Source organism: Shewanella colwelliana (assembly GCF_001735525.1).
Classification (GTDB): Bacteria; Pseudomonadota; Gammaproteobacteria; order Enterobacterales; family Shewanellaceae; genus Shewanella; species Shewanella colwelliana.
In genome coordinates this window covers 35,376-62,128 of sequence record NZ_MCBT01000027.1, presented here as the reverse complement: position 1 = coordinate 62,128, position 26,753 = coordinate 35,376, and the positions used below count along the sequence as shown (strand labels likewise).

Genomic DNA, 26,753 nt, shown 5'->3' with positions numbered 1-26,753 from the left:
CTGTCATGCGTGCCGAAGGCACACGGGTTCGAGTCCCGTCCGCTCCGCCAACATTACGATAAGCCCTAGCAGCAATGCTAGGGCTTTTTCATGTCTGTTTTTCAGAGACATGGTCATGACTGCACAAGGTGAAGTAGGTAAGTTCTTGCTGACGGAGCGGTCACTTTTGACCATCCATGGTCGACATACTTTTGTATATCATGCACATCGTCGTTCAGTTGGACTGAAATTGTTCCAGACAAATTTTAGTATTCACTCCATATATGGAGCTTTAGGGCTTTCATTAGAGGTAGCCGGGCTGTCTCTAGATAAGAACAAGTCCGCTACGCTGCCATTAAGACGTAAGCCTCATCTGAAGTGCAGAGCTTTATTCGTTTGGTGTCACGGCTTATTTTGATGAGTAAAAGGTGTGCTCTAGTTACGCTGAGGCTTTTCGATCATAAAATTACAGCGTCGCAATATTCATGGTTATCAACTTAATCGAATTTATTTAAACTGTTGGCTAGATATCGTGGATGAAATCACGTCACCGCTACTGCTATCTCTGTTTTGTGGCGTGTAGCTGTAGGTTAACTCCTCAAAGCTCAACGTCCCCTTTTCTGTTAGTCGGTCTTCCCCGCCAGAACCTCCTGTGGATAGTCTGGATACCCATGCATCGCTAAGGTCAATAACAATATACTCTGTTGATCTGATTCCGCTGTTAACCTTGCTGTGGGATATCGAGTATGTGTTACATGATTCATTAGCATTTTGGGTGAGGTGGTACCAATAAATTTAGTGATGCTAAGATCTTTTATACAGACTCTTCGCGAATCGCTACTTACGCTCAAGACCTGACTAGTAGGTCTATTTCCGTTTGATGCTGACTATCTTGATTTTCACCTTCAATGTCATCAATTTTCAAAAATATGTCAACGGAAGGATGGGCGTTTATGGCGATACACATATAACAACCATTAGAACAGTTTTATAAACATGATTTTTCATTTTGTTTACCGTATTGAATAGATTGGACGAGTTTGGAGTGTTGTTTGTGCTTTGTAACAATGGTGGGTGATACGTAGATAGAACCTATGTCTAGTGGGATTTAAGGGATTGTTTGGAAAAAAGTTGCTATTGAATCTTGTGTTGCCTACCTTAGGGCAAGATTAGTACAAGGTCCCAAGGGATAGTTATGAAAATAGAGATGATTTGCACTGGAGAAGAGGTGCTGTCTGGACAGATTATAGATACCAATGCTGCGTGGGCTGCTAATGCATTGATGAACCAAGGTATTGAGATGCAGCAACGCATTACTGTCGGAGATCGCTTGGATGATCTTATTGCAGTGTTTCAGGGGCGTAGTCATCATGCAGATATCATTTTGGTTAATGGTGGGCTTGGTCCAACAAGTGATGATATGTCCTCCGAAGCGATGGCGTTGGCTAAAGGAGAGCCGTTGGTGGAATGTACACCTTGGCGGTTGAGATTGGAGGAGTGGTTTACACGTAATGGCCGTGTGATGCCTGTCAGTAATCTTAAGCAGGCAATGTTACCAGAATCGGCTGTGATGGTTGATAATCCCGTAGGTACCGCGTGCGGGTTTAGAGTAAAACTTAACCAAGCTTGGCTATTCTTCACGCCTGGTGTGCCTTTTGAATTTAAGCGCATGGTGAATGAGCAGTTTATTCCTTTTGTACAATCACAAACAAATGAGCATGTTGAAGTGTCAGTGCGCAAGCTGTTGACGCTAGGGTATGGTGAGTCGTCATTAGCCGATAAGCTGACACAAATCGACCTGCCGGAGGGTGTAACTGTAGGCTATCGCTCCTTTATGCCTTATATCGAAATAAAGCTATTTGCTCGTGGTGAAGAAGCGATTGGAAGTCTTGCTAATATCGTCGCTCTTGTAAAGACCCTATTAGGAAATGTTATTGTCGCTGAGGAACGCAGTTCACTTGCACAAGTTGTTCATGAGCGGTTGCTGGAAGGAGCTCAAAGCTTAAGTGTTGCAGAATCTTGTACGGGAGGATTGATCACCAGTGGTCTGGTGGCTTTCCCGGGGAGTTCAGCCTATCTTCATCATGGCTTGGTGACCTACAGTAATGAATCAAAAGTGGCTGTGCTTGGTGTTAATCCTCAGACATTAGATGATCATGGTGCAGTCTCTATTGCGACAGTAGAGGAGATGGCTGAAGGCGCTAGGACGTTAATTGGCAGTGATTATGGGTTAGCGACAAGTGGCATTGCGGGTCCTGATGGGGGAAGCGATCAAAAACCTGTTGGGACAGTTGCTATTGGTTTGGCTACGTCGAAAGGGGTCTATAGCCAGATGTTAAAGTTTCCTGCCCGTTCACGGGAATTAGTACGACAACTCAGTTCTGCCGTGGCGTATGACATGTTGAGGCGCGCTTTGGATGATGAGCCCGTTATTGTCGATTACGCTTCTTACGCACGTTTTGCTAAGTAATGGATGATAGTGCCATTACGTGGCACTACTCTTTAAATATTAATTTCAGTTTCCCTGGTTGTACTTCAATACGTCTAGTCATCTCCGCTAGGAGGGCTTGATTACTCTCTTTGATATCCAACACATATACGGGTTGTGTTGTTAGAAAGTGAGTTAAAAAGCTCATGACTTGTGGGGCAACTGATTTTAGTGTGTTTTCTATCTCTTTGGGCGATGACTCTACCTTCACTAAGTTGAGATCTCGCAGATAAACGCTATGCGTGTTGGCATCATACCAAGGCTTTGCTTCAAATTGTGCTGTGAGCTGGGCTTTGATAGGCATTAGAGGGTTTCTTATCTTAATGGTGCTATGTGCTTCGATAGCCATGGTATCTGTTTTATGGCCTAAGCGAACGTCAACATCATTGACCTTCATTTCGATACCAAAGAGTTGGTTACCCTCTTTGACTTCGAAATGAATTTCATTGTTGAGGTAGTTGGCTAACGCTTTCTCTGTGATGCTGTATTGACTGACACAGCCAGTCAATACAAGCAGGGTAGCGATTATGAGCAAATGTTTTATCATTAGCCGGTATTTCTCATGCCTGCTGCGACGCCAGCGATTGTTAGCATTAAAGCTAGCTCGACATTACTAGTTGCTGCTTCATCCTTACGAGTACGGGCGAGCAGTTCCGCCTGTAAAAAGTTAAGCGGGTCGATATAAGGGTTGCGTAATTCAATCGACTCTCGGTTCCAAGGCGTATGGGACATCAATGAAGCTGACTCGGTTAAGGCAAGCACAGCTTTAATACCAGATGCCATGCGAGCACGTAACTCCTCCCCTAGATGATGTAGCTCACTTGGTACAAGACAAGTTTCATAGTATTTAGCCAAGTTTGGTTCGGCTTTGGCGTAAACCATCTCAAGCATAGAAATACGCGTTTCGAAAAACGGCCAGCTTTTTTCCATCTCTTGTAGCAACTCAAGCTCACCTCGTCCCGTTGCGGCCTGCAGTGCTTCACCCGCACCCAACCAAGCTGGCAGCATTAGACGGTTCTGCGACCAAGCAAAGATCCAAGGGATGGCTCGCAAGCTTTCAATGCCACCATCGACACGACGTTTAGCAGGCCGACTGCCTAGCGGCAACTTTCCTAGCTCAACTTCAGGAGTCGCTGCGCGGAAGTAGGCCACAAAGTCAGGTTCTTCGCGGACGATAGCACGGTAGGCTTGCACAGAGTCTTGGGCAAGACGCTCCATGGCATCACGCCATTCAGGTTTCGGTGCTGGCGGCGGTAACAATGTCGCCTCCATCACCGCAGAGGTGTAAAGCGCGAGGCTTTGCACCGCTAATTTGGGCAGGCCAAATTTAAAGCGGATCATTTCACCCTGTTCGGTAACACGTATACGCCCGTCTACGGAGCCTGGAGGCTGAGATAAGATGGCTTTGTGAGCTGGTCCACCGCCGCGACCTATGGTGCCACCACGGCCATGGAATAGGGTTAGTTTGATATCAGCTTGTTTACATATCTCTACGAGTGTTTCTTGGGCTCTATATTGCGCCCAAGCTGCGGCCATGACGCCAGCATCTTTGGCTGAGTCAGAATAACCGATCATCACTTCTTGAACGCCTTTGCAGTAGCCTCGATACCAATCAATGGCGAACAGGGCTGACATGCAATTTGCCGAGTTGTTTAAATCATCTAAGGTCTCAAACAGCGGCACCACACGCATAGGGTGTGGGCAGCCCGCTTCTTTAAGTAGCAGCAGGACCGTAAGTACATCTGACGGTTGGCTTGCCATAGAGATGACATAGGAGCCCAATGCTTGCGCTGGTTGACTCGCGACAAGAGCGGTAGTTTTAAGCACTTCGGCCACCTCATCACTGGGTTGCCAGTTGTGAGGGATTAGCGGTCGTTTACCCGTAAGTTCTCGTAATAAGAATGCCTGTTTTTCACTTTCGTCCCAATGATTGTAATCCCCCATGCCTAGGTAGCGGGTCAGCTCGGCAATCACATCACTATGGCGTTGGGCGTCTTGTCTGATATCCAGACGCAACATGTGGATACCAAAACAGGCCAGACGACGCAACATGTCGAGGAGCAGGCCGTTGGCAATCAGGCTCATCCGAGATTCAGTCAAACTCTTATACAGCAGTGTTAAAGGCACTTCTAAATCATCTTTATGCCAGATAAGCTCTTTTACGTCTGTCTCTGGGTTGTGCCCTTCTAGGCGCTCATTGAGATAGTCGATGGTATCTCTTAACTTGTGTCTAAGGCTGCGTAGTACATCTCGATAGGGTTCGTGACTATTGTTGGTCAATGCCAATAGTTCATCGTTAGCTTCTTCCATCGAGAGTTCATTGACGAGCAGAACAACATCTTTGAGGTACAGGCGTGCCGCTGTATGGCGATTTCTGTCCAGCACCTCTTGGGTCACTGTTGCGGTAACAAATGGGTTACCGTCCCTGTCTCCCCCCATCCAACTTGAAAAGCGAACGGGCGCAATATCGGTTGGGATCTGCTTTCCTGTACGCTCCTCGACTTGTTCATTTAGCTGGCGTAGAAAGTCGGGTACCGCTTGCCATAAAGAGGCTTCGATGGTGCTTAAGCCCCATCTTGCTTCGTCCACTGGCGTTGGGCGCTCATGTCGAATTTCATTGGTATGCCAAATCTGTGCGATAAGTTGTCGTAGCCGCAAATGATGCTGCTTTTTTTCCCGTTCAGTGAGTTGAGGGTTCTCTAGTGTTTGCAGGCTGTCGACTACTGCAGAGTATTTCTGAATCAAGGTACGTCTTGATATTTCGGTCGGGTGCGCGGTCAACACTAAGTCGATATCGAGTGATTCTAAACACTCAAGCATCTTCTCTTGATTAACCGGACCACTTAGCATTCGTCCCAGCAACTGCTCTACAGGGTCTGGCACACAGACGAGTTCGTCGCAATTACGACTAATGGTATGAAACTGCTCCGCGATATTAGCCAGATTGAGAAATTGGTTAAATGCTTTAGCAAAAGGAACCAGTTCATCATCAGGCAGTGCAGCAAGGAGTGTTAGCATCTGTTCGCGAGCGTCATCGTTACCCTGGCGGGAACTCTTAGCTAAATGGCGAATTTGCTCAATCTTGTCTAAAAATGGCTCATCCAAATGCGTGCGAATTGTGTCTCCAAGGATCTGCCCAAGGGTACCCACATTTGATCGTAACGAGGCGTACATATCAGCCATAATTGCTCCATACCTAAAGTTTAATCAACCACAATACCTAGCCTGTCGGTGCTAGGTCAATATCCTTCTTCTCGATATTATAAGCTTATGTGTTCCACATCACTCGCTGCCTACCATTCGTTGTGATTTTGCGCATTGTATATCTGTAATGCTGGAGACAACAGGGTGTATAGCAAACTGTTTTTGGTCTGAATGGCTACCTCAGTATGCAGGCTAAATGATGATGAACGAATGTGATTATATTTGCCGTCACGTTGGTCGTACTGGCTATTTATAATAAAAAAGCTATAAATACTAATTCAAAATATTTGCATAATTAATTTATCGTGGTAATCTTGAACGCAACTGAGGCAAACGCCTTGATTCGTGGTTTGACACTGAGATTAAAAATGAATATTTCACACTTAAAAACTAACTATAAGGCTAGATGTAACAACTTCCTGCGACGATAAACTTGTCATTATTGGTATTTTTTACCAGGGCTTAAGTAGTGCCCCCTCTCTTTTTCTTTTTGTTGTTAATTAATAGAAGTCATTAAGTATGAAAAACATCGCCATCATCGGTGCCAGTGGTTACACCGGCGCACAGATCACAGCATTGATTAAAGCGGATGAAAACCTTGCCATTCAAGGTTTATATGTGTCTGAAAATAGCTTGGATAAAGGCAAAAGCCTTGCGGAGCTATACCCAATGTACTGCCATATCAATACCTGTCTTTCACCTCTGACTGATGCCGCCAAGTTACAAATAGTGGCGCAAGCGGACGCAGTGGTTTTGGCTACAGATCACGGCGTAAGCTTACATTTAGCTGCTTGGTTTTATGAGCAAGGTTTGGCGGTCTTTGATCTCAGTGGTGCTTACCGTTTTACTGATATTGAGCAATACCCGAAGTGGTATGGTTTTGAGCATCAATACCCTGACACTCTGGCTAATGCTGTATATGGTTTGGCCGAATGGAACGCTAAAGATATCGCCAATAGTAAGATGATTGCGGTACCAGGTTGTTATCCGACCGCCTCTTTAACTGCGCTTAAGCCTTTGAAGTCATTGATGACAGAAAACTTGCCAGTTATTAATGCGGTGAGCGGTGTGACTGGCGCTGGTAGAAAAGCGCAGCTGCATACCAGCTTTTGTGAGGTGAGTCTGACGCCTTACGGAGTGCTCGGGCATCGTCATCAGCCAGAAATTGCGACTCAATTGGGCCAAGAGGTTATTTTCACCCCACATCTAGGTAATTTTAAGCGTGGGATATTAGCAACTATCACGGTGCAGTTAAAGCCGGGTGTCACAGAGGCGGATATCGCTCAAGCTTATGCGATTTATAATGACTCTCCACTCGTCCACGTTAGCCAAAATAAATTTCCTAAGATAGATGATGTGGTCAATACCCCTAATTGCCTTGTTGGATGGAAGTTTGACGCGAGCACAGGCTATTTGGTGGTGGCAAGTGCTATCGATAATCTGATGAAGGGCGCAGCAAGTCAAGCTCATCAGTGCATAAAGATTCATTTTTGTTTGTAATGTTTATAGTAAAAGAGAACAGCATAATGTCATTAGAGAAAAAGCCCTTAGTACTTAAAGTTGGTGGTGCATTGCTCCAGTGTGAAATGGGCATGGCGAGGTTGATGAGCGCTGCGGCTGCGATGATAAACAAGGGGCAGTCAGTGATAATGGTCCATGGCGGAGGATGCTTTGTCGATGAGCAGTTAACTGCTAATGGCATGGTGACCCAGAAGCTAGATGGTTTAAGAGTGACACCTGCGGAACAGATCCCTGTCGTGGTGGGCGCGTTGGCGGGGACCTCTAATAAGTTGTTGCAGGGTGCAGCAGTTAAGGCGGGAATCACCTGTGTTGGCATGAGCTTAGGGGATGGCGGCATTGTTACTGCCAAAATTAAAAATGAACAGCTAGGTTTTGTGGGTGAGGTTATGCCTAACGATGCGGCCTATTTAAACTTTATCTTGGCAAAAGGTTGGATGCCGATAGTGAGCTCAATCGCGATTGATGAATTGGGGCAACTGCTTAATGTTAATGCTGATCAAGCTGCGGCGGTTATCGCGAAACTGGTCAATGGTCAGTTAGTTTTGTTGTCAGATGTGAGCGGTGTCCTCGACGGTAAAGGCCAGTTAATTCAATCTCTAAGTAAGCCCCATTCCGATGAACTCACCAAATTGGGAGTGATCGATAAAGGGATGAAGGTAAAGGTTGAGGCCGCACTAGAAGTTGCGCAGTGGATGGGGCAGCCTGTTCAGGTTGCCTCTTGGCGTGATGCAGAGCAACTTAACGCCTTAGTGAAAGGTGAGGCTATTGGCACGCAGGTATTGCCAGACTAAGCCCATTGATTGAATTCAGAGTATTTTGCAGGAGCTAGAACATGAACCATCTATTATCAATTAAAGCGTTGAGTAAGCAACAACTGCTAGAGATCCTTTCACTCGCCAAAGAGATCAAGACGAATCCGGCTCAATATCGCAAGGCGTTAGATGGTAAAAGTGTGGTGATGTTATTTGAAAAGCCATCGTTGAGAACTAGGGTGAGTTTTGATATTGGAATTAATAAGTTGGGTGGGCACTGCCTCTATCTGGATCAGCAAAATGGCGCACTAGGTAAGCGCGAACCAGTGTCTGATTTTGCTGCAAATATTTCGTGTTGGGCTGACGCCATTGTGGCGCGGACTTTTGCTCACTCGACGATTGAGCAGTTAGCTGAACATGGCACGGTACCAGTAATTAACGCGTTATCGGATATGTATCATCCGTGCCAAGGGCTTGCCGACTTCCTAACCCTATCTGAACAGTTTGATGATCTTAGCAAGGTGAAGTTAGCTTATGTGGGTGACGGCAATAATGTGACTCACTCGCTGATGTATGGTGCTGCGCTGTTAGGGGCCACCATCACCGTTGTCTGTCCGCAAGGACACTTCCCTGATGGGCAGGTTGTTGTTGAGGTGCAAGCTATTGCTGCTGAAAATGGTGGTAGCTTAATACTGACATCAGACATTGAGCAGATATCAGGCCAAGATGCGATCTACACTGACACCTGGATCTCAATGGGCGACAACGCAAGTTTAGATGAGATAAAAGCAAAATTTGCACCGTATCAAGTAAACCAAGCATTGATGGATAAAGTTGGTGCTAAGTTTTTCATGCACTGTCTGCCCGCATACCGAGAAGTTGAAGCGACTGCTGAGGTTGTCGATGGCACTGGCTCTTTAATTTTGCAACAAGCTGAAAACCGCATGCATGCACAAAATGCGGTATTGGTAAAACTGTTAGGTTAATAAACACTTTATATTCAATATCTCGTCTAAGGTTATTGACGAGATAAGATATCGAAATTAGGAAACAAAAGATGGCGATTGATACAAGTAAGTCTTCAGTTAAAAAAGTGGTACTCGCGTATTCAGGCGGACTCGACACCTCGGCAATTATCCCTTGGTTAAAAGAAACCTATGATGATTGCGAAATTGTTGCTTTCTGTGCCGATGTCGGCCAAGGCGATGCGGAACTTGAAGGGCTATATGACAAAGCCATCGCATCGGGGGCATCAGAGTGCTACATCGTTGACCTGAAAGAGGAGTTGGTAACTGACTATATCTATCCAACGATCGCTACAGGCGCTATTTACGAGGGAACTTATCTATTAGGAACCTCAATGGCACGGCCCATTATTGCTAAAGCACAGGTGGAAGTTGCTCGCAAAGTTGGTGCCGATGCGGTATGCCATGGTTGTACAGGCAAAGGCAATGATCAGGTGCGTTTTGAGGGTTGCTTTGCTGCGCTAGCTCCTGACTTAAAAGTGATTGCGCCGTGGCGCGAATGGGAGATGGTGAGCCGGGAAGATCTACTCGACTATCTTGCCGAACGTAATATTCAAACCACAGCTTCAGCCACCAAAATATATAGCCGTGACGCTAACGCATGGCATATATCCCATGAAGGGGGCGAACTAGAAGATCCATGGAACGAGCCAAGTAAGGGCGTGTGGACCATGACTGTTGCGCCAGAAGAAGCCCCGAATGAACCAGAGTATGTTGCCGTTGAAGTTGAGGCTGGCCGCATCACTAAGGTGAATGGTGAAGCTTTGTCACCATACAATGCATTGATGGAGCTTAATAGCATTGCTGGGGCTCATGGTGTCGGTCGAATCGATATTACTGAAAACCGTCTTGTTGGCATGAAATCTCGTGGCTGCTATGAAACACCCGGTGGCACAGTGATGTTTGCTGCATTGCGCGCCGTCGAAGAGTTAGTATTAGATAAGAGTAGCCGCGAGTGGCGCGAGCAAATTGGCGCTCAAATGGCTCATTTGGTCTACGATGGCCGTTGGTTTACGCCGTTGTGCGAGTCGTTACTTGGTGCTTCTGAACCATTAGCTAAGTTGGTCAATGGTGAGGTGGTGATTAAGCTTTACAAAGGGCAAGCACAGGCTGTTAAAAAACGCTCACCGAATAGCTTGTACTCAGAAGCATTTGCGACTTTTGGCGAAGATGATGTTTATAATCAAAAAGATGCGGAAGGGTTTATTCGTTTGTATTCGCTTGCGAGCCGTATTAGAGCGTTGAATACAAAGTAGTCATCTTAGTTGAATAAGCTTTAAAAGGGGCGGTTAACGCCCCTTCATTTTATAAGAGGGTATCAAAATGGCGTTATGGGGTGGAAGGTTCAGTCAGGAGAGCAGCGCTCTATTTAAACTTTTTAATGATTCACTACCAGTCGACTATCGCCTTATTGAAGAAGATATTGTCGGTTCTATCGCTTGGGCGGGTGCAATAACCCAAGTCGGCATTCTTACGCAAACTGAATGTGATGCCTTGCAACAGGCTTTGAATGACCTGCTGCTAGAAGTTAAAGATCAGCCTGAATTGATTTTGGCTTCAGGTGCCGAAGATATTCATAGTTTTGTCGAGCAGTCGCTTATTGCAAAAGTCGGTGATTTAGGCAAAAAGCTGCACACTGGACGCTCTCGTAATGACCAAGTGGCGACAGATCTTAAGCTATGGTGCAAAAAGGAGGGTGAGCAACTGCTACAACTGTTGGGTGGATTAAAGGCTGCATTACTGGCATTAACTGAGCGCGAACTCGATGCAGTGATGCCTGGTTATACCCATCTTCAGCGTGCACAACCTGTTGCCTTTGGCCACTGGTGTTTGGCCTATGTTGAAATGTTTGAGCGAGACATTAGCCGCTTGGAAGATGCCTTAAAGCGCGCGGATACTTGTCCCTTGGGTACTGGTGCTCTAGCGGGGACCGCCTATCCGATGGACAGGCATGCATTAGCGCAGTCATTAGGTTTCTCTGCTCCGACGCTGAACAGTTTAGATACGGTATCTGACAGGGATCATGTTATTGAATTATGCAGTGATGCCTCTATTAGTATGATGCATTTGAGCCGTATGGCTGAAGATCTTATTTTCTTTAATAGCGGTGAGGCAGGATTTATTGAGCTAGATGATCAAGTTACATCGGGTTCTTCGTTGATGCCACAGAAAAAAAATCCTGATGCACTGGAGCTTATACGCGGCAAAACGGGACGTGTCTACGGTAGCTTAGTGGGTATTTTAACCACAATGAAGGCGTTGCCTCTGGCCTACAACAAGGATATGCAAGAAGATAAAGAGGGGTTGTTTGATGTCATGGATAGCTGGGCTATCTGCTTGGAAATGGCAGCCTTAGTGTTATCGGGTCTAAAAGTTAATCGGGAGAATACATTGCGAGCCGCACAGCAAGGCTATGCTAATTCTACTGAACTTGCGGATTATCTTGTGGCGAAAGGGATGCCGTTTAGAGAGGCGCATCATGTTGTCGGTGAGGTGGTTGTTGCTGCCATTGCTGATAAAAAACCGATCGAAGACTTTGCGCTTGAGCAGTTGCAAACATTTGCCAAGGTTATTGGTTCAGATGTTTATCAATGTTTGACCATTGACTCATGTTTGGCTAAAAGAGAAGCGCTAGGCGGCACAGCATTACCGCAGGTCAAGTCTGCACTAGCGGTCAAATTACAACAAAAATAGCTTATTGCTAACTTTTAGTGATTAAAAAACCTGCAGTTGCAGGTTTTTTTATGCTGTAATTTCTTGTGGCATCAAAATTTTGGCGCAATGAAATGACTATTAAAATCTCTTAAATCAGTTGATCATGCCAAAGCAAAACGATTGCTTCGCTCTGGCAGCTTGATTATTGAAAGAGATCTTCGACCGAATTGTCGATAAAGATATCACCTTGGGTGGGTGCTTCGGTTGCAAATTCTGTCGGTTCTGTACCTGCGACAAAATACTCAAATGCAGTAGTGTGATCACTCTTACGGCTGAGTTTGCCTGTTGCTAAATCGATACGTGCAGAGACTATACCCTCTGGCGGCTGCATCTGGACAACGGGTGTATTGGCTAGTGCCATTTTCATAAACTCATTCCAGCCAGGCCCCGCTGTTTTTGCCCCCGCTTCAGCGCCAGATATCTGGTCTTTAGCACCATTTGCATTCCAACTTGTTCTACCCAGTTCTCGACTATGGTCATCAAAGCCGACCCAAACGGTTGTCGCCAATTTAGGGTTGAAGCCACTAAACCATGTGTCACGAGATTCGTTAGTTGTACCAGTTTTACCTGCAATATCTCGACGATTAACGACTCTGGCCGCTCGCCAAGCGGTCCCGTTCCAACCGGTTCCTTTACTCCAATCACCACCGCCCCAAATCACGCTTTTTAATGCTTCAGTGATGAGGAAGGCCGTCTGTTCTGAAATAATCTGCTCCGCGTGACGAGCGTCCACAGGACATTGCTCATTAGCGCTGGCGTTTGCCTGTTCGTTAGCTAAATAGGATTGCTCAAATTCACCAGCCATAGCCGCAAAAGGATCGTCGCTGGCTGCTGGAACATTTTCAATCGGTGCTGGTGGTGTGCACGCTAAGGTTGGCTTTGCCTGTTCAATAGTTTGATCATAGGCATTGTCGATACGCTTAATAAAGTAGGGCTCAACACGGTATCCGCCATTAGCAAAAACCGAAAATGCAGTGACTACCTGTAGGGGAGTTACTGACGGAGAGCCTAAGGCTAAAGATTCATTTCTAGGCATATCTTCTCGGCTAAAGCCGAATTTGACTAGGGTATCGATAGCGGTTTCTAAGCCTGTGTAGCGCATTGTTCTTACAGACATCACGTTAATCGACTGCGCGAGTCCAACACGAAGACGCGTTGGCCCTGTGTACTTGTCTGGCGAGTTTTTAGGGCGCCAAGCAGTCCCTTGACGAGTGTCGGCATTATTAATCGGTGCATTATTGATAAGTGTCGAGAGCGTGTAACCTTTTTCAATCGCAGCTGTGTAGATAAATGGCTTGATATTAGAGCCTAATTGCCGTTTTGCTTGAGTCACTCGGTTATACTGACTGGTGTGAAAACTATAGCCACCGACTAATGTTTTAATGGCACCATCGTGCGGATCTAAAGAAACGATAGCACTTGCTACCTCGGGTATTTGTGATAATTGCCAAGCATCGCCATTGTTTCTAATCCAGACCTGTTCACCAACAGTCACCACATCACTGGCCAATTTTGGAGCACTGCCCTGACGTTTATTCGAGATAAACTTACGTGCCCATTTTAAACCCTGCCATTCAAGATTGATTAACTCTCCTGAACTAATGAGCACTTGTGCACTCTGTTCTGCCACGCTCACGACCGCTGCAGGCTGAAGTCCTTGGAATCCTCTTGTCTTTTTAAGGGTGTCGATAATCGACTGATTGCTAGGTATTTGATCTGACCATATTTGCTGAGTTGCACCGCGATAGCCATGACGTTCGTCATACGCATATACGTTGTCTCTGAGGGCTTGTTGTGCCTGTTGCTGCAAGGTTGAGTCAACGGTGGTGTAAACGTTATAGCCGCCAGTGTAGGCTTCCTCTTCGCCGTATTGTGCAACAAGGTAATCACGCGCCATCTCCGAAATATAAGGTGCGTATAGCTCTACCTCCGCCCCATGATAGCGAGCAGTGATAGGGGCCATAATGGCCTCGTCATATTGGGCTTGAGTAATATTCTGTTTTTCAAGCATACGGCTAAGTACCCAGTTGCGACGATTCATCGCGCGCTCAGGATTACGAATGGGATTGGCAGCCGATGGCGCTTGAGGCAGGCCTGCAATCATCGCCATCTCTGGCAGTGACAGCTGTTCGAGCTCTTTGCCGTAATAAACTTGCGCAGCAGCCCCAACACCGTAGGCTCGGTTACCTAAAAAAGAGCGGTTAAGGTAGAGGGTTAAAATTTCGGTTTTTGAAAGCGCTTTTTCAATTTTAAGCGCTAAGAAGATCTCTTTTATCTTACGAATATATGTTTTTTCGCGAGAAAGAAAAAAACCTCGAGCCACCTGCTGCGTGATTGTACTTGCGCCTTGGCTCTTTTTACCTGTAGTGGCCAAAATAACTGCGGCACGCACAATACCAATAGGGTCGATGCCTTTGTGCTCAAAGAAACGTGCATCTTCTGTATCGAGCACTGCATTGATCAATTGTTGCGGCACTTGCTCATATTCGACAGGGATGCGGCGTTTTTCTCCAAATTGTGAAATTAATTCGCCATCCGCACTGAAAATTCGTAACGGAGTTTGCAATTTTACTGTTTTGAGAGTGGTAACATCAGGAAGCTCGGGCAGCACATAAAAATAGGCAGCAGCGACTGCGCCGATACCCAAAAGGACGAGGCTAAATAGAGCGATGGTAATTCGTTTAAACCACTTCACCAGATTATTCCAATAAATATAGCAGGCACAATAGTATATAAGGCGAGCAGCTAATGGTGAAGTAAAAACAGTCGTCAAAAAAATGGCAATTGTAAAAGTTATAAACATTTTGTACAAATATCTATAACGAGTTGATTTTGTGCTAATCTAATTCCTGAAACAATAACAAAAGTGACGATGGACTATGCTTTCAAATTTATGGAAGCGTCAGGCTCCGCAGATGGTGGGTATCGATATCGGTTCTCACGAGGTCAAGGCAATACTGCTGAGTAAGACTGCTGATGGTTATAAAATTGTGAGTCACGCTGCGGTGCCGGTAAAAAAAGGCGCCGTTAATGATCATGAAATAAGAGATGCAGATGCGGTGTTAGAGTCGTTGAGGTTGATCAAGCGATCACTTCCAAAGGCGACAAAATACGCAGCCGTTGCTGTTTCTGGATCGGCAGTGATGACTAAAGTTATTTATATGGATGCTGCATTAAGCGAAGAGGAGATGGAAACTCAGATTGAAATCGAAGCCGACAATCTTATTCCATACTCGCTTGATGAAGTCAGCATCGATTTTGAAACGCTCAACGTAAACACCACCGACCCGAGTAAAGTCGACGTGCTGTTGAGTGCATGTCGCACTGAGAATATCGATGCTCGAGTTGATAGCCTTGATGATATCAACCTTGAGGCCAAAGTTGTTGATATTGAGGGGTATGCTCTAGGGCGTTCATTTGAGCTTATTGCGGCACAATTACCCAATGCTGCTGAAGGCAAAGTGGTGGCGCTGGTGGATATTGGTGCCAACATGACAACATTTTCGGTCGTTGAAAATGGTGAAACTTCCTTTATCCGTGAACAAGCATTTGGTGGCGAACAGTTCACCCAGTCAATACTCTCCTTCTATGGTATGTCACATGAGCAAGCTGAGAAAGCAAAGCTTGAGGGCGACTTACCACGTAATTATATGTTCGAAGTTCTTTCACCGTTTCAGACTCAGTTGTTGCAGCAGATAAAAAGAACACTGCAAATTTATTGTACATCTAGCGGCAAAGATAAAGTGGATCACATTGTATTATGTGGTGGCACATCAAAGTTAGAAGGGATGGCCAACTTATTAACGAATGAGCTCGGCGTTCACGCTATTATCGCAGATCCTTTCTTAGGTTGTTTACACGCGGATGAAGATGTGAAAAATCGTTTGCAGCCTAATATAAATAAATACATGGTTGCGTGTGGTTTAGCGCTGAGGAGTTACTCTCAATGGCGAACATAAACCTTTTACCTTGGCGTGAAGAAGCACGTGAAAAGCAAAAGCGTGACTATTTAGGAATTTTAGCTGCGGTCTTTATTGGCGCGTCTTTAGTTGTGTATATGGCGTTAATGGTTGTTGATATGATGACCGATAATCAGCGTGACAGAAATGCCTACTTGCAGTCTGAAATTCAACTGTTAGAAAAACAGATTGCAGAGATTAAGAAAATACGTGAACGCAAGAAAGACATTGAGCGTCGTACAGAGATTATTTTAAATCTACAACAAGCCCGAAATTTGCCGACTCACGTTTTAGATGAATTGGTTCGCATAGTGCCTCCTGGAATATATTTATCCAGCATTGAGAAAAAAGGCAGCTTATTGTGGATAGAAGGTCGCAGTGAATCGAATAATAACGTCGCTAATATGATGCGTAAAGTGACTACCTCAATGTGGTTGCACGATCCCAATATGCAGTCGATAGTTTCTCAAAATGAAGAGATGCGTCAGTTACAGCGATTTAGCTTAAAAGTGACGATCGGTGATGACAGTACTGGCGATATGAAGCCGGTTCAAGGAGCGAGCAAATGAAACTCGATCTGAGCCAATTTAATGATATTGATTTTGAGAACATAGGTGGCTGGCCTACTCAGGTTAAGGTTGTTTTTGCATCATTTCTGGCAATTCTAATTTTTATAGCAAGCTATTTTTTGTTTATTGCCGATGCAATTGATGTCTTGACCGTAGAACAAGATAAAGAAATTACTTTACGAGATGATTTTAAAGCAAAATACCAATTAGCGGCTAACCTTAAATTATACCGTGAGCAGCTTGCAGTGATGGAAATTCAGTTTGCTGAACTGCTTAAAATGTTGCCGTCTAAAAATGAGATGCCAGGGTTGCTCGATGACCTCACGTTTGTGGCAACAGACTCGGGACTTGGTATTCAGAGCTTAGAGTGGCAAGAGGAGATTCAACGAGATTTTTATATTGAGTTTCCAATTAGCATGGCCGTCAGTGGTGATTATCATGAAATGGGTCAACTGGTTAGTGGTGTTGCTAAATTGCCGCGAATTGTGAGTTTGCATGACTTTGTTATTCAAAGAAATGACCAAGGAATGCTGAACATGCAGATTCTCGCAAAGACTTATCGATTTAAGGAGGGAGCTGAGTTGCCTCCAGAGAAGGGTGCAAAGGGGGCTAAAAAATGAAAAAGCTACCGTTGTTAATCCTTAGCATACTTTTAGTGGGTTGTATGGGTGACAAAAGTGACTTAGAGCTATTTGTGACCACGACCAAAGCACAGCATGTTGCTCATGTTCCACCATTAAAAGAAACACCTGAATTTGAGCATTTCGCCTATCAAGCGGAATTAATGCGTAGTCCTTTTGTACCGCCTTCACGAGAATTAACAGAAGAAGTGATCGATACAACCAAAGACTGTTTGCAGCCCGATTTAAAACGACGTAAAAGCCGTTTAGAAACTTACGCGTTAGATAATTTGAAAATGCGTGGTACCTTGAGTGAAAGCCAAGATATTTGGGCGTTGATAGAAACAAATGATGGAAGTGTTTACCGTTTAGGTCTTGGTGAATATTTAGGTCTTTATCATGGTCGCATTGCTAAAGTAACACCGCAAACGGTCGAAATAATTGAATTAATTCCAGATGGATCAGGTTGCTGGGCTGAAAGAACAAGCAATATGGAACTTACTGGTGAATAAACAAGCGAAGGATGAGGGAATAATGGAATCTTCTGCCGCGAAAAACGCATTATTAAATATGTCTCCTGTTATTAAGGCTGCCTTAGGGTTGGCATTAATTATGGGTATGGCGCCGTATTCTTCAGCAGCGAACCGCTTAGTGGATGTTAAATATCACTCGGTTGTTGATCATCAACTCGAATTGCAATTGGTTTTTGAAGAGAGTGTTACTGAGCCTGAAGTTAATCTCAACGCATCACCAGCTCAGATCATATTGGGGTTTGATGACAGTGTATCGGGCTTAGAGAAAGATAAATTGCCGATTAACAATGTGGGTGTCACCTCTGTGTCGATGACGCAAGAAAGTGAGCAACTCAAGGTGCTTGTCGATTTGAGTAAGGTTAAGGCCTATCAAGGTAAAGCGATGGGCAATACTTATCGCTTAACGATAAATGATGAGGTGGCTAACCGAAATGAGACTGCATCAAATCCATTTGTAAATGGCATTAAAAATATCGACTTTAGACGTTTAGCAAATGGTGGTGGAGAGCTTCTTGTGAAGCTTAATAACTCTTCAGTTGCCGCAAATGTCGAGCAAGTTGGTGCCAAATTAGAACTGAAACTGTACAACACTGATATCGCATCGGATCTCTTGTATGTGATGGACGTCCAAGACTTTGCCACACCAGTCAAGAGTTTTGAAACCTTCAAAGAGGAGTTGACGACTCGATTACTAATCGATGTTAGCGGTCAATATGATTATAACTACAAGCAAGAGGGTAACCTCTTTAGGTTGAGCATCAATAAGGCAGAAAGAGCGACAGTTGTAAAAGAGGAGAAGAAATATGACGGCCGTTCTTTATCTTTGAACTTTCAGAGTATCTCTGTAAGAACCGTACTGCAGATTATTGCCGATTATAATAACTTTAACTTGGTTACCAGTGACACCGTTGAGGGGGATATCACCCTAAGACTTGATGATGTACCTTGGGATCAGGCGCTTGATTTGATTCTGCAAACCAAAGGTTTAGATAAGCGTGTTGAAGGCAATATCTTAATGGTTGCACCAGCTGAAGAGATGGCCATTCGTGAGAGCCAAGAGCTTAAAAATCAACAAGAGGTGAAAGAGCTTGCGCCCTTGTACTCTGAGTATTTGCAGATCAACTACGCTAAAGCTACCGATATTGCCGAGTTACTCAAAGGGGATGACTCTAGTTTGTTGTCTGCTCGAGGTACAGTAGCCGTTGATGACCGCACTAATACATTGTTAGTAAAAGATACCGAAGAAAGCTTAGAGAATATCCATCGCCTGATAGAAGTACTCGATATACCCATCAAGCAAGTGTTAATTGAAGCTCGTATGGTGACGGTTAAAGATGATGTTTCTGAAGATCTAGGTATTCGATGGGGTGTGACAGATCAGCAAGGAAGTAAAGGGACGTCAGGTAGCCTAGAGGGTGCCAATGATATCGCTAACGGTATTGTTCCGAGTTTAGGCGATCGACTTAACGTTAATTTACCCGCAGCGGTTGCTAACCCGACAAGCATAGCGTTTCATGTTGCTAAGTTGGCTGACGGTACCTTATTAGACCTTGAGCTGAGTGCCCTAGAGCAGGAAAGTAAGGGTGAGATTATTGCGAGTCCGCGTATTACCACGTCTAACCAAAAAGCTGCCTATATTGAGCAGGGTGTAGAGATCCCTTATGTTGAGTCGGCATCAAGTGGTGCGGCAACGGTGCAGTTTAAAAAGGCGGTATTGTCGCTAAGGGTAACGCCTCAGATCACCCCTGATAATCGAGTAATTTTAGACCTTGAAATCACCCAGGACTCACAAGGTAAAACGGTTGATACGCCTCTAGGTCAAGCGGTTTCTATTGATACGCAGCGTATCGGTACCCAGGTATTGGTCGATCACGGAGAAACCATTGTATTAGGTGGTATTTACCAGCAGCAGTTGATAAATAGAGTCAGCAAGGTTCCTGTTTTAGGTGATATCCCGTTTGTGGGTTACTTATTCAGAAATACAACGGACAAAAATGAGCGCCAAGAGTTGCTAATTTTTGTTACACCTAAGATTATTTCAGAAGATATCTAATTCACCAATTTTAGACGCATTGAAGCCAGCGAGGAATCGCTGGCTTTTTTATGCTTTAGTCTAATTTCACAGAATTTACTCACTGCCCTTGCGTTTAAGGGGGGTTAACTGAGATAATCCGTGGTCAAGTCTCATTAGAGCAAGGTAACATTTAAGGTCGGCCTGATTTTTCGGTTGGCGTAGGCAAACTTCATATAAGATTCAGACGTAAAAGCAATGGCTGAAAAACGTAATATTTTCCTAGTAGGTCCTATGGGGGCTGGTAAAAGCACTATAGGTCGTCATCTGGCGCAGATGCTCCATTTAGAGTTCCACGATTCCGATCAAGAAATTGAAAGCCGCACTGGTGCGGATATCGCGTGGGTATTTGACGTTGAAGGCGAAGAAGGCTTTCGTCGTCGCGAAACACAAGTTGTCGCTGATTTAACTGAAAAACAAGGTATTGTTTTAGCAACTGGCGGCGGATCAATTCAGAGCAAGGATATTCGTAATAACCTTTCTGCTCGTGGAATTGTGGTTTATTTAGAAACAACTATCGACAAGCAAGTGGCTCGTACGCAGCGTGATAAGCGTCGTCCTCTACTGCAAGTTGATGATCCTCGTGAGGTGTTAGAAAACCTTGCGGCAACGCGTAATCCTCTTTACGAGGAGATTGCTGATGTGATCGTTAAAACCGATGAACAGAGTGCAAAAGTCGTTGCAAATCAAATTATTGAACAGTTAGGCTTTTAATCATTAGGCGGTAGAATGGAAAGGATTCAGGTTGAACTTGGTGTACGTAGTTACCCTATTTATATTGGCCCGAATCTACTGGAGAAGCTCGAATTATTCGAACCATACCTTCAGAATAAAAACGTTCTTATCGTCACTAATGACACAGTAGCGCCCCTGTATCTGAATAAGCTACAGGCGCTATTGTCACCTTTTAAATGTGCTGCACCAGTTATTCTTCCTGATGGTGAACAGTATAAAACCCTGACACAGATGGACACCATTTTTAGCTCACTGCTCTCGCAGAATTTGGGCAGAGATACTGTGCTTGTCGCATTAGGTGGCGGGGTGATTGGTGACATGACCGGATTTGCCGCAGCTTGTTATCAACGTGGTATCGATTTTATTCAGGTACCGACAACATTGCTGTCCCAAGTTGACTCATCTGTTGGTGGTAAAACCGCAGTGAATCATCAGTTGGGTAAAAATATGATCGGGGCCTTTTACCAACCCAAAGTGGTGGTGATCGACACAAGATGTTTAAGTACTCTCCCTGCTCGTGAGTTTGCAGCAGGTATGGCGGAAGTGATTAAGTACGGCATTATTTGGGATAAAGATTTCTTTACCTGGCTAGAAGATAATGTGGAATCGCTAAAGTCATTAGATGAGGATGCATTGAAGTATGCAATTGCCCGTTGCTGTGAGATTAAGGCTGAGGTGGTCACTCAAGATGAGACCGAACAAGGTGTTCGGGCACTATTAAATCTCGGCCATACCTTTGGCCATGCTATCGAAGCTGAGATGGGCTATGGCAATTGGTTGCATGGAGAGGCTGTCGCCGCTGGCACAGTACTTGCTGCTAAAACATCATGTAAGATGGCGCTCATTGATGAGTCAATCGTTTGTCGCATTGAAGCGATATTTAACGCGTTCGATCTACCAACCGAAGCGCCAGATACTATGAATTTTGAGCAGTTCATGAAACATATGCGGCGAGACAAGAAAGTACTGCAAGGAAAACTCCGTTTAGTTTTGCCTGAAGCCCTGGGCCAAGCAGGTATTTTTAGCGAGGTTTCAGAGTCCCTTCTTGAAGAGGTTATTGGCCGCGCCTAAATTGTGTGGTGAATAAGTGACTTTTCAAACATCAGTATTACTACCTAGTCAAGAAGCCTTGCTGCACCGGTTGCAGCATGTGGCGCTTTACGGCCAGCAATTAACCGTATTAGTTGGTGATGATGGTGCTGGTAAAACTACCCTAGTCACCGCCTTGGTCGATGAGTTGGAGCATGTGAGCTCCGCATTAGTCACCTGTCCGATGCATGCTGACAGTAATGAGATTCGCCGAAAAATTTTAGTACAATTGTTATCAGAGCCTGTCTTTGATGACGAAATCCCGCTGCCCGAAACTCTGCTTCAGTTTGCAGATGTTCTGCCTCATGCCTGTCATATTGTCCTTGATGATGCTCACCTTATGCCTTTAGCGTTGTGGGCTGAGTGCATGGTGTTAAGTCAGATCGTTGTGAGTGGTAAACAGATAAATTTAACATTGACGACTAACCAAGCCTTTTTGTCACAGTTATTGGCGCAACTTCCAGAGAGTCAGCATGAGTTAGTCCTGCCGATGAATGTCGAAGCCTTGCCAGAAAAAGAACGTGAAGCGCTGTATTACACTTTGTTAAGTCGCAGTGAGCAAACACCTTTCACACCAAGGGATATTGTACGTCAACAGTTACAGCTGCAATCGGGCTTGCCTGTTGAGGTTGTTAATCTGTTATATCTAGCGCTAAATGACACCCCGCAAGCAAAAGCTGTAAACCGTTGGCGGCTACCAATCGCTATCGGATTGGGTATCTTGGTTGCGTTGGCAATTGTTTATGCATTGCTTGAAGAGGATGAGTTTGTCACTCTGGGGCGAGAGAATACGGTGGCTGAAATCCAAGCGAGTCGAGAAAACTATGCTTATGGAGAGGAGCTTTTACATCGCTATTTTGCAGAGCGCCAGAATGCTTATACCGCGGCACTTGCTGGCAATAAAAATCAAGATTCGGCAAGCGTAACAGATAACATAGAGCCAATAGAGATCGATATTGATGTCGCTACCAAGGTGGCCAAGAGCGCTAACATCACGACTATAGAAGAGAGTGCACCCGAGCCTGTTACTCAAACTGATGTGCAGGCGGATGCGGTGGAAGTTTTTGCCGCAACGGAACCTGTACCGATTATCCAGGCGGAGGTAGAGGTAATTTCAAAGGCTGGAAATACGATTGATTTGAGTCAACAATCCCATGAGCCTATTGGCTATACACTGCAACTTGCAAGTGTAAAGCAGCTCAAATCTCTTAATCAGGTATTGGCACAGATTGATGCCCCTAAGTTGGTGAAAGTGGCTCGTTATAAACGCCGTTGGGTTGTGCTCTATGGTGAGTTTGCATCAGTCGAACTTGCGCGCCAGCAGGCAAAGCAATTGGTGAACACTAAGGGGATTGCTCAACCTTGGTTAAGAGCTTGGGCAGATTTATCTCAATATGAGTTACAACAAAGTCTCCCGACTCGTGAAATTCATTGATAAACAGAGTACAATCGGAAACTTGTTTTCATTTCGCATTCAATCGATTTAGATGATTAAAAAACAGAGAGCCTTTCTTAAGTGGGCTGGTGGAAAATTTAAACTGGTTGATGCGCTCACCCAACACCTTCCTCAAGGCGACAGACTCGTTGAACCTTTTGTTGGCGCAGGCTCGGTATTTCTTAACACTCAGTATAAGCGTTATTTGTTGTGTGATATCAATCAGGACCTCATCAATCTGTATAAGATTGTGCAAACCACGCCTGAGAAATATATCACCGCGGCAAAAGCGATGTTTACTGATGCCAAAAACGATAAAGAAACCTATTATCAAGTTCGTACAGAGTTCAATCTAACTAGTGATCCTTTTCTTCGTTCGGTATATTTTCTTTATATGAACCGTCATGGTTTTAACGGCTTATGTCGTTACAACAAGAAAGGAGGGTTTAATGTCCCCTTTGGTTCATATAAAAGACCCTATTTTCCGGAGGAGGAGATAAAAGCCTTTGCGGAGAAGTCACAGGTAGCGGAGTTTCGCTGTGTGGGATACGAGCAAGCTTTTGATTTGACCAAGCAGGGCGATGTGGTCTATTGCGATCCCCCTTATGCACCACTGTCGACGACATCGAGTTTTACGACCTATGTCGGGTCGGGATTCAGTTTAGATGATCAGGCTTTATTAGCGAGAAAGTCTCGTCATACCGCCATTGAACGCGGCATTCCTGTATTAATTAGTAATCATGATATTGCCTTGACGCGTGAGCTCTATCATGGCGCGCGCTTTGATACGATTCAAGTGCAGCGTAACATCAGCCAAAATGGCAGTGGTCGTAAGAAGGTTGATGAATTAATGGCATTATATGATGACAGGTATCATAGCGAAAACGATTAATGTAATACTAGCTTTACGATAAAAATCAGCCCAATAACTAAGATGAAAGCTAACAATATCCCCATTAAAATGAATGGGATTGGTGATTGAGATTGGAAGTCTCTGCTGCGGTTTTGTTCGGTTTGGACACCGAAAAAAGCTGCTAGTGTACTTAATAGCAGCTGATAGAAGCGCTGATTGCTAGAGGCGATTCTGTTGGCTCGTTGGTTTCGCATCACTCAATGGGCTATCTTGATGCCCATGAAGTAACTCTAACAAATCGACAAAATGAAATTGATTAGAACGACTCTTTCCGGCAAACCAATTTGTCCAACTCACATTGTCAGATTCTTGTGCGCAGCGGTTGCTTGGGTGGCTAGCGGGTAGTGAAGAGTTGTAACTATTATTGCCATCACAGACGCAGGCTGAGTTCGACGCAGTGTCGGTAAGGTTTTGTACACCTACGGCAGTCATCCCGACTACAACAGCAGACACAGCTAAAATAGAAGCTGATTTAATGCTGGCTGAAAGTTTATTTTTCGCTTTCATCTCTACATCCTGTGGATTTTACAAACATCATAGGTCGCCACATTATAGCAAATGAGTTCATATTTTGAACATTTATTTGACCTCAATTTAATATTTGATAATGAATTTAGCTCATTTCTGAGCTAAAGCACGTTTAATGCTCGATAAGCCCTAGAGCGTGGCAAAGCCTATAAGGTAGAATAGCGTATTTCTTACTCAAATTAGCGAGTTCACCATGCGCCCATTTCTAATTGCTCCCTCTATCTTATCTGCCGATTTTGCCCGTTTAGGGGAAGATGTTGATGCTGTACTAAAAGCAGGTGCAGATGTTGTTCACTTCGATGTGATGGATAATCACTATGTGCCGAACCTTACAATAGGCCCTATGGTGTGCCAAGCCTTGCGTAACTACGGCATTACTGCGGAGATTGATGTTCACCTAATGGTGAAACCTGTAGACCGTATCATCCCAGATTTTATTGATGCTGGGGCTTCTATTATTACGTTTCACCCAGAAGCATCAGAACACGTCGATCGCACCCTGCAGCTTATCAAAGAAGGCGGCTGTAAGGCGGGTTTAGTGTTTAATCCAGCAACGCCACTTCATTATCTTGACCATGTTATGGACAAGCTCGATGTGATTTTATTGATGTCGGTAAACCCAGGCTTTGGTGGTCAATCATTTATCCCAGCGACATTAGATAAGCTACGTCAGGTGCGTGAGCGTATCGATGCCAGTGGTTATGATATTCGCCTAGAAGTTGATGGTGGTGTGAAGGTTGACAACATTGCTGACATCGCAGCTGCTGGCGCAGATATGTTTGTGGCTGGCTCTGCTATTTTCAACCAGCCTGATTACAAGGTTGTGGTGGACGAGATGCGTGCCGAACTCGCTAAGGTAGATGCTAAGTAATGGCACAGTGCAAACCTTTTAAAGCGATCGCTTTTGATCTGGATGGTACGCTGATTGATAGCGTACCCGATCTTGCCGCGGCAACCAACGCAACACTTGCTGAACTCAACTTGACCGGTTGTAGTGAAGAACAAGTGCGCAGCTGGGTGGGCAATGGCGCACATGTGTTGATTGAGCGAGCCTTGAGTTTTGCTTTAGGCGAAGCGGTTGAAGCGCAGCGACTAGAGGCAGCGATGCCAATCTTTATGAAGCATTATGAAGCGCATCTGCAACGTCATAGTAAGCTCTATGATGGTGTGATTAATGTATTAGAGCAGTTACATAGCATGGGTTATCAACTAGCGGTTGTGACCAACAAACCTTACCGTTTTACCATTCCGTTACTTGACGCATTTGGGATTGGTCATCTATTTACGCAAGTACTGGGTGGCGACTCGCTTGATAAAATGAAGCCGGATCCATTGCCGCTGAATCACCTGCTGCAACAGTGGCAGTTGGATAAAACCGAGCTTTTAATGGTTGGCGATTCTAAAAATGACATTTTAGCGGCGAAAGCAGCGGGTATTTCTTCAATCGGCTTGACCTATGGGTACAACTACGGTGAAGATATTGGCCTCAGCGGTCCAACAGCCGTTTGTGACACCTTTAGTGAAGTATTGGCGCATATCAATGACAGCCAAAAAGTAATGGAGCAATAAAACGTATGACTAAACCTATCGTTCTTAGCGGTGCCCAGCCGTCAGGTGAATTAACCATTGGTAACTATATGGGCGCGTTACGTCAGTGGGTTGCGATGCAAGATAGTCATGATTGCCTTTACTGTGTGGTTGATCTACATGCCATCACGGTTCGCCAAGATCCTGCCAAACTGCGTGAAGCCTGTTTAGATACGTTAGCATTGTATTTGGCCTGTGGTGTTGACCCTAAAAAGAGCACTGTCTTTATTCAGTCTCAAGTACCACAGCATACTCAACTTGGGTGGGCGCTGAACTGTTACACTCAAATGGGTGAATTAAACCGCATGACGCAGTTTAAGGATAAGTCGCAAAAGCACGCTAATAATATCAATGTGGGGTTATTTGGTTACCCAGTATTAATGGCTGCAGATATTTTGCTGTATCAGGCTAATGAAATTCCTGTCGGGCAAGATCAAAAGCAGCATCTTGAGCTAACTCGTGATATTGCGACTCGCTTCAACAATGCCTATGGCGACACATTCACAATTCCAGAGCCATTTATCCCTGAGCACGGCGCTAAGGTAATGTCATTACAAGACCCGCTTAAAAAGATGTCGAAGTCAGATGATAACCGTAACAATGTTATCGGTCTGCTTGAAGATCCTAAAGCCGTATTGAAAAAGCTCAAGAAAGCGATGACTGATAGCGATGAGCCACCCGTGGTTCGATTTGACGTTGAAAATAAGCCAGGCGTCTCTAACCTGCTGAGTTTGATGTCAGGTGTGACGGGTCAAAGCATTGCTAGTATTGAGAAAGATTTCGAAGGCAAGATGTACGGTCATCTTAAAGTGGCCGCAGGTGAAGCTGTCGTCGGTATGCTTGAACCTTTGCAGGCGCGTTATCAAGAGTTCAGAGCCGATCAAACTTTCTTGAATCAAGTGATGCATGAAGGTGCCGAAAAAGCACAAGCTCGTGCAGAAGTAACCCTTAAGAAAGTTTACGAAAAGATAGGCTTGCTTGTATAGTCGCCGTCCAACTATTGAAGCCAGCTAAACGCTGGCTTTTTTAT

Annotated in this window: 23 protein-coding genes; 18 read left to right on the top strand and 5 right to left on the bottom strand. The window is 44.8% G+C overall.

Going from position 1 to position 26,753, the window contains the following annotated elements:
• Positions 1–1,174 precede the first annotated feature (1,174 nt).
• Positions 1,175–2,449 carry a CinA family nicotinamide mononucleotide deamidase-related protein gene (locus BEL05_RS10030; protein WP_069671086.1) on the top strand — a complete coding sequence of 425 codons (1,275 nt, stop codon included), beginning with the start codon at positions 1,175–1,177 and terminating at the stop codon, positions 2,447–2,449.
• 25 nt (positions 2,450–2,474) lie between these two features.
• Here BEL05_RS10030 and BEL05_RS10025 read toward each other — a convergent pair whose 3' ends face one another.
• Together BEL05_RS10025 and ppc are read right to left on the bottom strand one after the other, a co-directional pair.
• Positions 2,475–3,014 carry a YceB family lipoprotein gene (locus BEL05_RS10025; RefSeq protein WP_069671085.1) on the bottom strand — a complete coding sequence of 180 codons (540 nt, stop codon included), beginning with the start codon at positions 3,012–3,014 and terminating at the stop codon, positions 2,475–2,477.
• Positions 3,014–5,650, bottom strand: a complete 2,637-nt coding sequence (gene ppc / locus BEL05_RS10020) for a phosphoenolpyruvate carboxylase (protein WP_069671084.1) — start codon at positions 5,648–5,650, stop codon at positions 3,014–3,016. The genes BEL05_RS10025 and ppc overlap by 1 nt, the downstream gene beginning before the upstream one ends.
• A 540-nt stretch (positions 5,651–6,190) precedes the next feature.
• Here ppc and argC point away from each other — a divergent pair.
• The 5 genes from argC to argH all read left to right on the top strand — a co-directional run bounded on the left by argC (position 6,191) and on the right by argH (position 11,663).
• The gene (argC, locus tag BEL05_RS10015; RefSeq protein ID WP_069671083.1) at positions 6,191–7,171 is read left to right on the top strand and encodes an N-acetyl-gamma-glutamyl-phosphate reductase; all 981 of its coding nucleotides are present in this window, start codon (positions 6,191–6,193) and stop codon (positions 7,169–7,171) included.
• A gap of 26 nt (positions 7,172–7,197) precedes the next feature.
• Positions 7,198–7,983, top strand: coding sequence for an acetylglutamate kinase (gene argB, locus BEL05_RS10010; protein WP_069671082.1), 786 nt, complete (start codon positions 7,198–7,200; stop codon positions 7,981–7,983).
• Positions 7,984–8,024: 41 nt separating this feature from the next.
• Positions 8,025–8,930, top strand: coding sequence for an ornithine carbamoyltransferase (locus BEL05_RS10005; RefSeq protein ID WP_069671081.1), 906 nt, complete (start codon positions 8,025–8,027; stop codon positions 8,928–8,930).
• A gap of 71 nt (positions 8,931–9,001) precedes the next feature.
• Positions 9,002–10,225 (top strand): argininosuccinate synthase, encoded by a 1,224-nt coding sequence (locus BEL05_RS10000; protein ID WP_069671080.1) that lies wholly within the window; start codon positions 9,002–9,004, stop codon positions 10,223–10,225.
• Positions 10,226–10,292: 67 nt separating this feature from the next.
• The gene (argH, locus tag BEL05_RS09995) at positions 10,293–11,663 is read left to right on the top strand and encodes an argininosuccinate lyase (protein WP_028764643.1); all 1,371 of its coding nucleotides are present in this window, start codon (positions 10,293–10,295) and stop codon (positions 11,661–11,663) included.
• A gap of 163 nt (positions 11,664–11,826) precedes the next feature.
• Here the strand turns inward: argH and BEL05_RS09990 are convergent, their stop codons facing one another.
• Complete coding sequence (locus tag BEL05_RS09990; RefSeq protein WP_069671079.1) at positions 11,827–14,379, bottom strand: penicillin-binding protein 1A; 2,553 nt, start codon at positions 14,377–14,379, stop codon at positions 11,827–11,829.
• 184 nt (positions 14,380–14,563) lie between these two features.
• Here BEL05_RS09990 and BEL05_RS09985 point away from each other — a divergent pair, with 184 nt between their 5' ends.
• The 9 genes from BEL05_RS09985 (at position 14,564) to BEL05_RS09945 (ending at position 23,587) form a co-directional block, all read left to right on the top strand.
• A complete protein-coding gene (locus BEL05_RS09985) occupies positions 14,564–15,643 on the top strand; it encodes a pilus assembly protein PilM (RefSeq protein WP_028764641.1) in 1,080 nt (359 codons plus the stop codon).
• Entirely contained in the window at positions 15,631–16,212 is a 582-nt protein-coding gene (locus tag BEL05_RS09980) for a PilN domain-containing protein (protein ID WP_028764640.1), read from the top strand. The genes BEL05_RS09985 and BEL05_RS09980 overlap by 13 nt, the downstream gene beginning before the upstream one ends.
• Complete coding sequence (locus BEL05_RS09975; protein WP_028764639.1) at positions 16,209–16,832, top strand: type IV pilus inner membrane component PilO; 624 nt, start codon at positions 16,209–16,211, stop codon at positions 16,830–16,832. Before BEL05_RS09980 ends, BEL05_RS09975 begins: the two co-directional genes overlap by 4 nt.
• Positions 16,829–17,344 (top strand): pilus assembly protein PilP, encoded by a 516-nt coding sequence (locus tag BEL05_RS09970; protein ID WP_028764638.1) that lies wholly within the window; start codon positions 16,829–16,831, stop codon positions 17,342–17,344. The genes BEL05_RS09975 and BEL05_RS09970 overlap by 4 nt, the downstream gene beginning before the upstream one ends.
• 22 nt (positions 17,345–17,366) lie before the next feature.
• Positions 17,367–19,418, top strand: coding sequence for a type IV pilus secretin PilQ (locus BEL05_RS09965; RefSeq protein WP_069671078.1), 2,052 nt, complete (start codon positions 17,367–17,369; stop codon positions 19,416–19,418).
• Between the two features lie 216 nt (positions 19,419–19,634).
• On the top strand, positions 19,635–20,150 hold the full coding sequence (gene aroK, locus BEL05_RS09960; RefSeq protein WP_028764636.1) for a shikimate kinase AroK: 516 nt from the start codon (positions 19,635–19,637) through the stop codon (positions 20,148–20,150).
• A 15-nt stretch (positions 20,151–20,165) separates the two neighbouring features.
• On the top strand, positions 20,166–21,242 hold the full coding sequence (gene aroB, locus BEL05_RS09955) for a 3-dehydroquinate synthase (protein ID WP_069671077.1): 1,077 nt from the start codon (positions 20,166–20,168) through the stop codon (positions 21,240–21,242).
• 16 nt (positions 21,243–21,258) lie between these two features.
• A complete protein-coding gene (locus BEL05_RS09950; protein WP_069671076.1) occupies positions 21,259–22,695 on the top strand; it encodes an AAA family ATPase in 1,437 nt (478 codons plus the stop codon).
• A gap of 52 nt (positions 22,696–22,747) precedes the next feature.
• Positions 22,748–23,587, top strand: a complete 840-nt coding sequence (locus BEL05_RS09945; protein ID WP_028764633.1) for a Dam family site-specific DNA-(adenine-N6)-methyltransferase — start codon at positions 22,748–22,750, stop codon at positions 23,585–23,587.
• Here BEL05_RS09945 and BEL05_RS20755 read toward each other — a convergent pair.
• Together BEL05_RS20755 and BEL05_RS09940 are read right to left on the bottom strand one after the other, a co-directional pair.
• A complete protein-coding gene (locus tag BEL05_RS20755) occupies positions 23,584–23,802 on the bottom strand; it encodes a DUF2970 domain-containing protein (RefSeq protein WP_083250337.1) in 219 nt (72 codons plus the stop codon). The genes BEL05_RS09945 and BEL05_RS20755 overlap by 4 nt on opposite strands.
• The gene (locus tag BEL05_RS09940) at positions 23,768–24,115 is read right to left on the bottom strand and encodes a hypothetical protein (RefSeq protein WP_028764632.1); all 348 of its coding nucleotides are present in this window, start codon (positions 24,113–24,115) and stop codon (positions 23,768–23,770) included. The genes BEL05_RS20755 and BEL05_RS09940 overlap by 35 nt, the downstream gene beginning before the upstream one ends.
• A 214-nt stretch (positions 24,116–24,329) precedes the next feature.
• Here BEL05_RS09940 and rpe point away from each other — a divergent pair, with 214 nt between their 5' ends.
• Genes rpe through trpS form a run of 3 tightly spaced genes read left to right on the top strand, consistent with a single transcriptional unit; the run spans position 24,330 to position 26,709 of the window.
• Positions 24,330–25,007, top strand: coding sequence for a ribulose-phosphate 3-epimerase (rpe, locus tag BEL05_RS09935; RefSeq protein WP_028764631.1), 678 nt, complete (start codon positions 24,330–24,332; stop codon positions 25,005–25,007).
• The gene (locus BEL05_RS09930; protein WP_069671075.1) at positions 25,007–25,705 is read left to right on the top strand and encodes a phosphoglycolate phosphatase; all 699 of its coding nucleotides are present in this window, start codon (positions 25,007–25,009) and stop codon (positions 25,703–25,705) included. The genes rpe and BEL05_RS09930 overlap by 1 nt, the downstream gene beginning before the upstream one ends.
• A 5-nt stretch (positions 25,706–25,710) precedes the next feature.
• Entirely contained in the window at positions 25,711–26,709 is a 999-nt protein-coding gene (gene trpS / locus BEL05_RS09925; protein WP_028764629.1) for a tryptophan--tRNA ligase, read from the top strand.
• Positions 26,710–26,753: the final 44 nt, after the last annotated feature.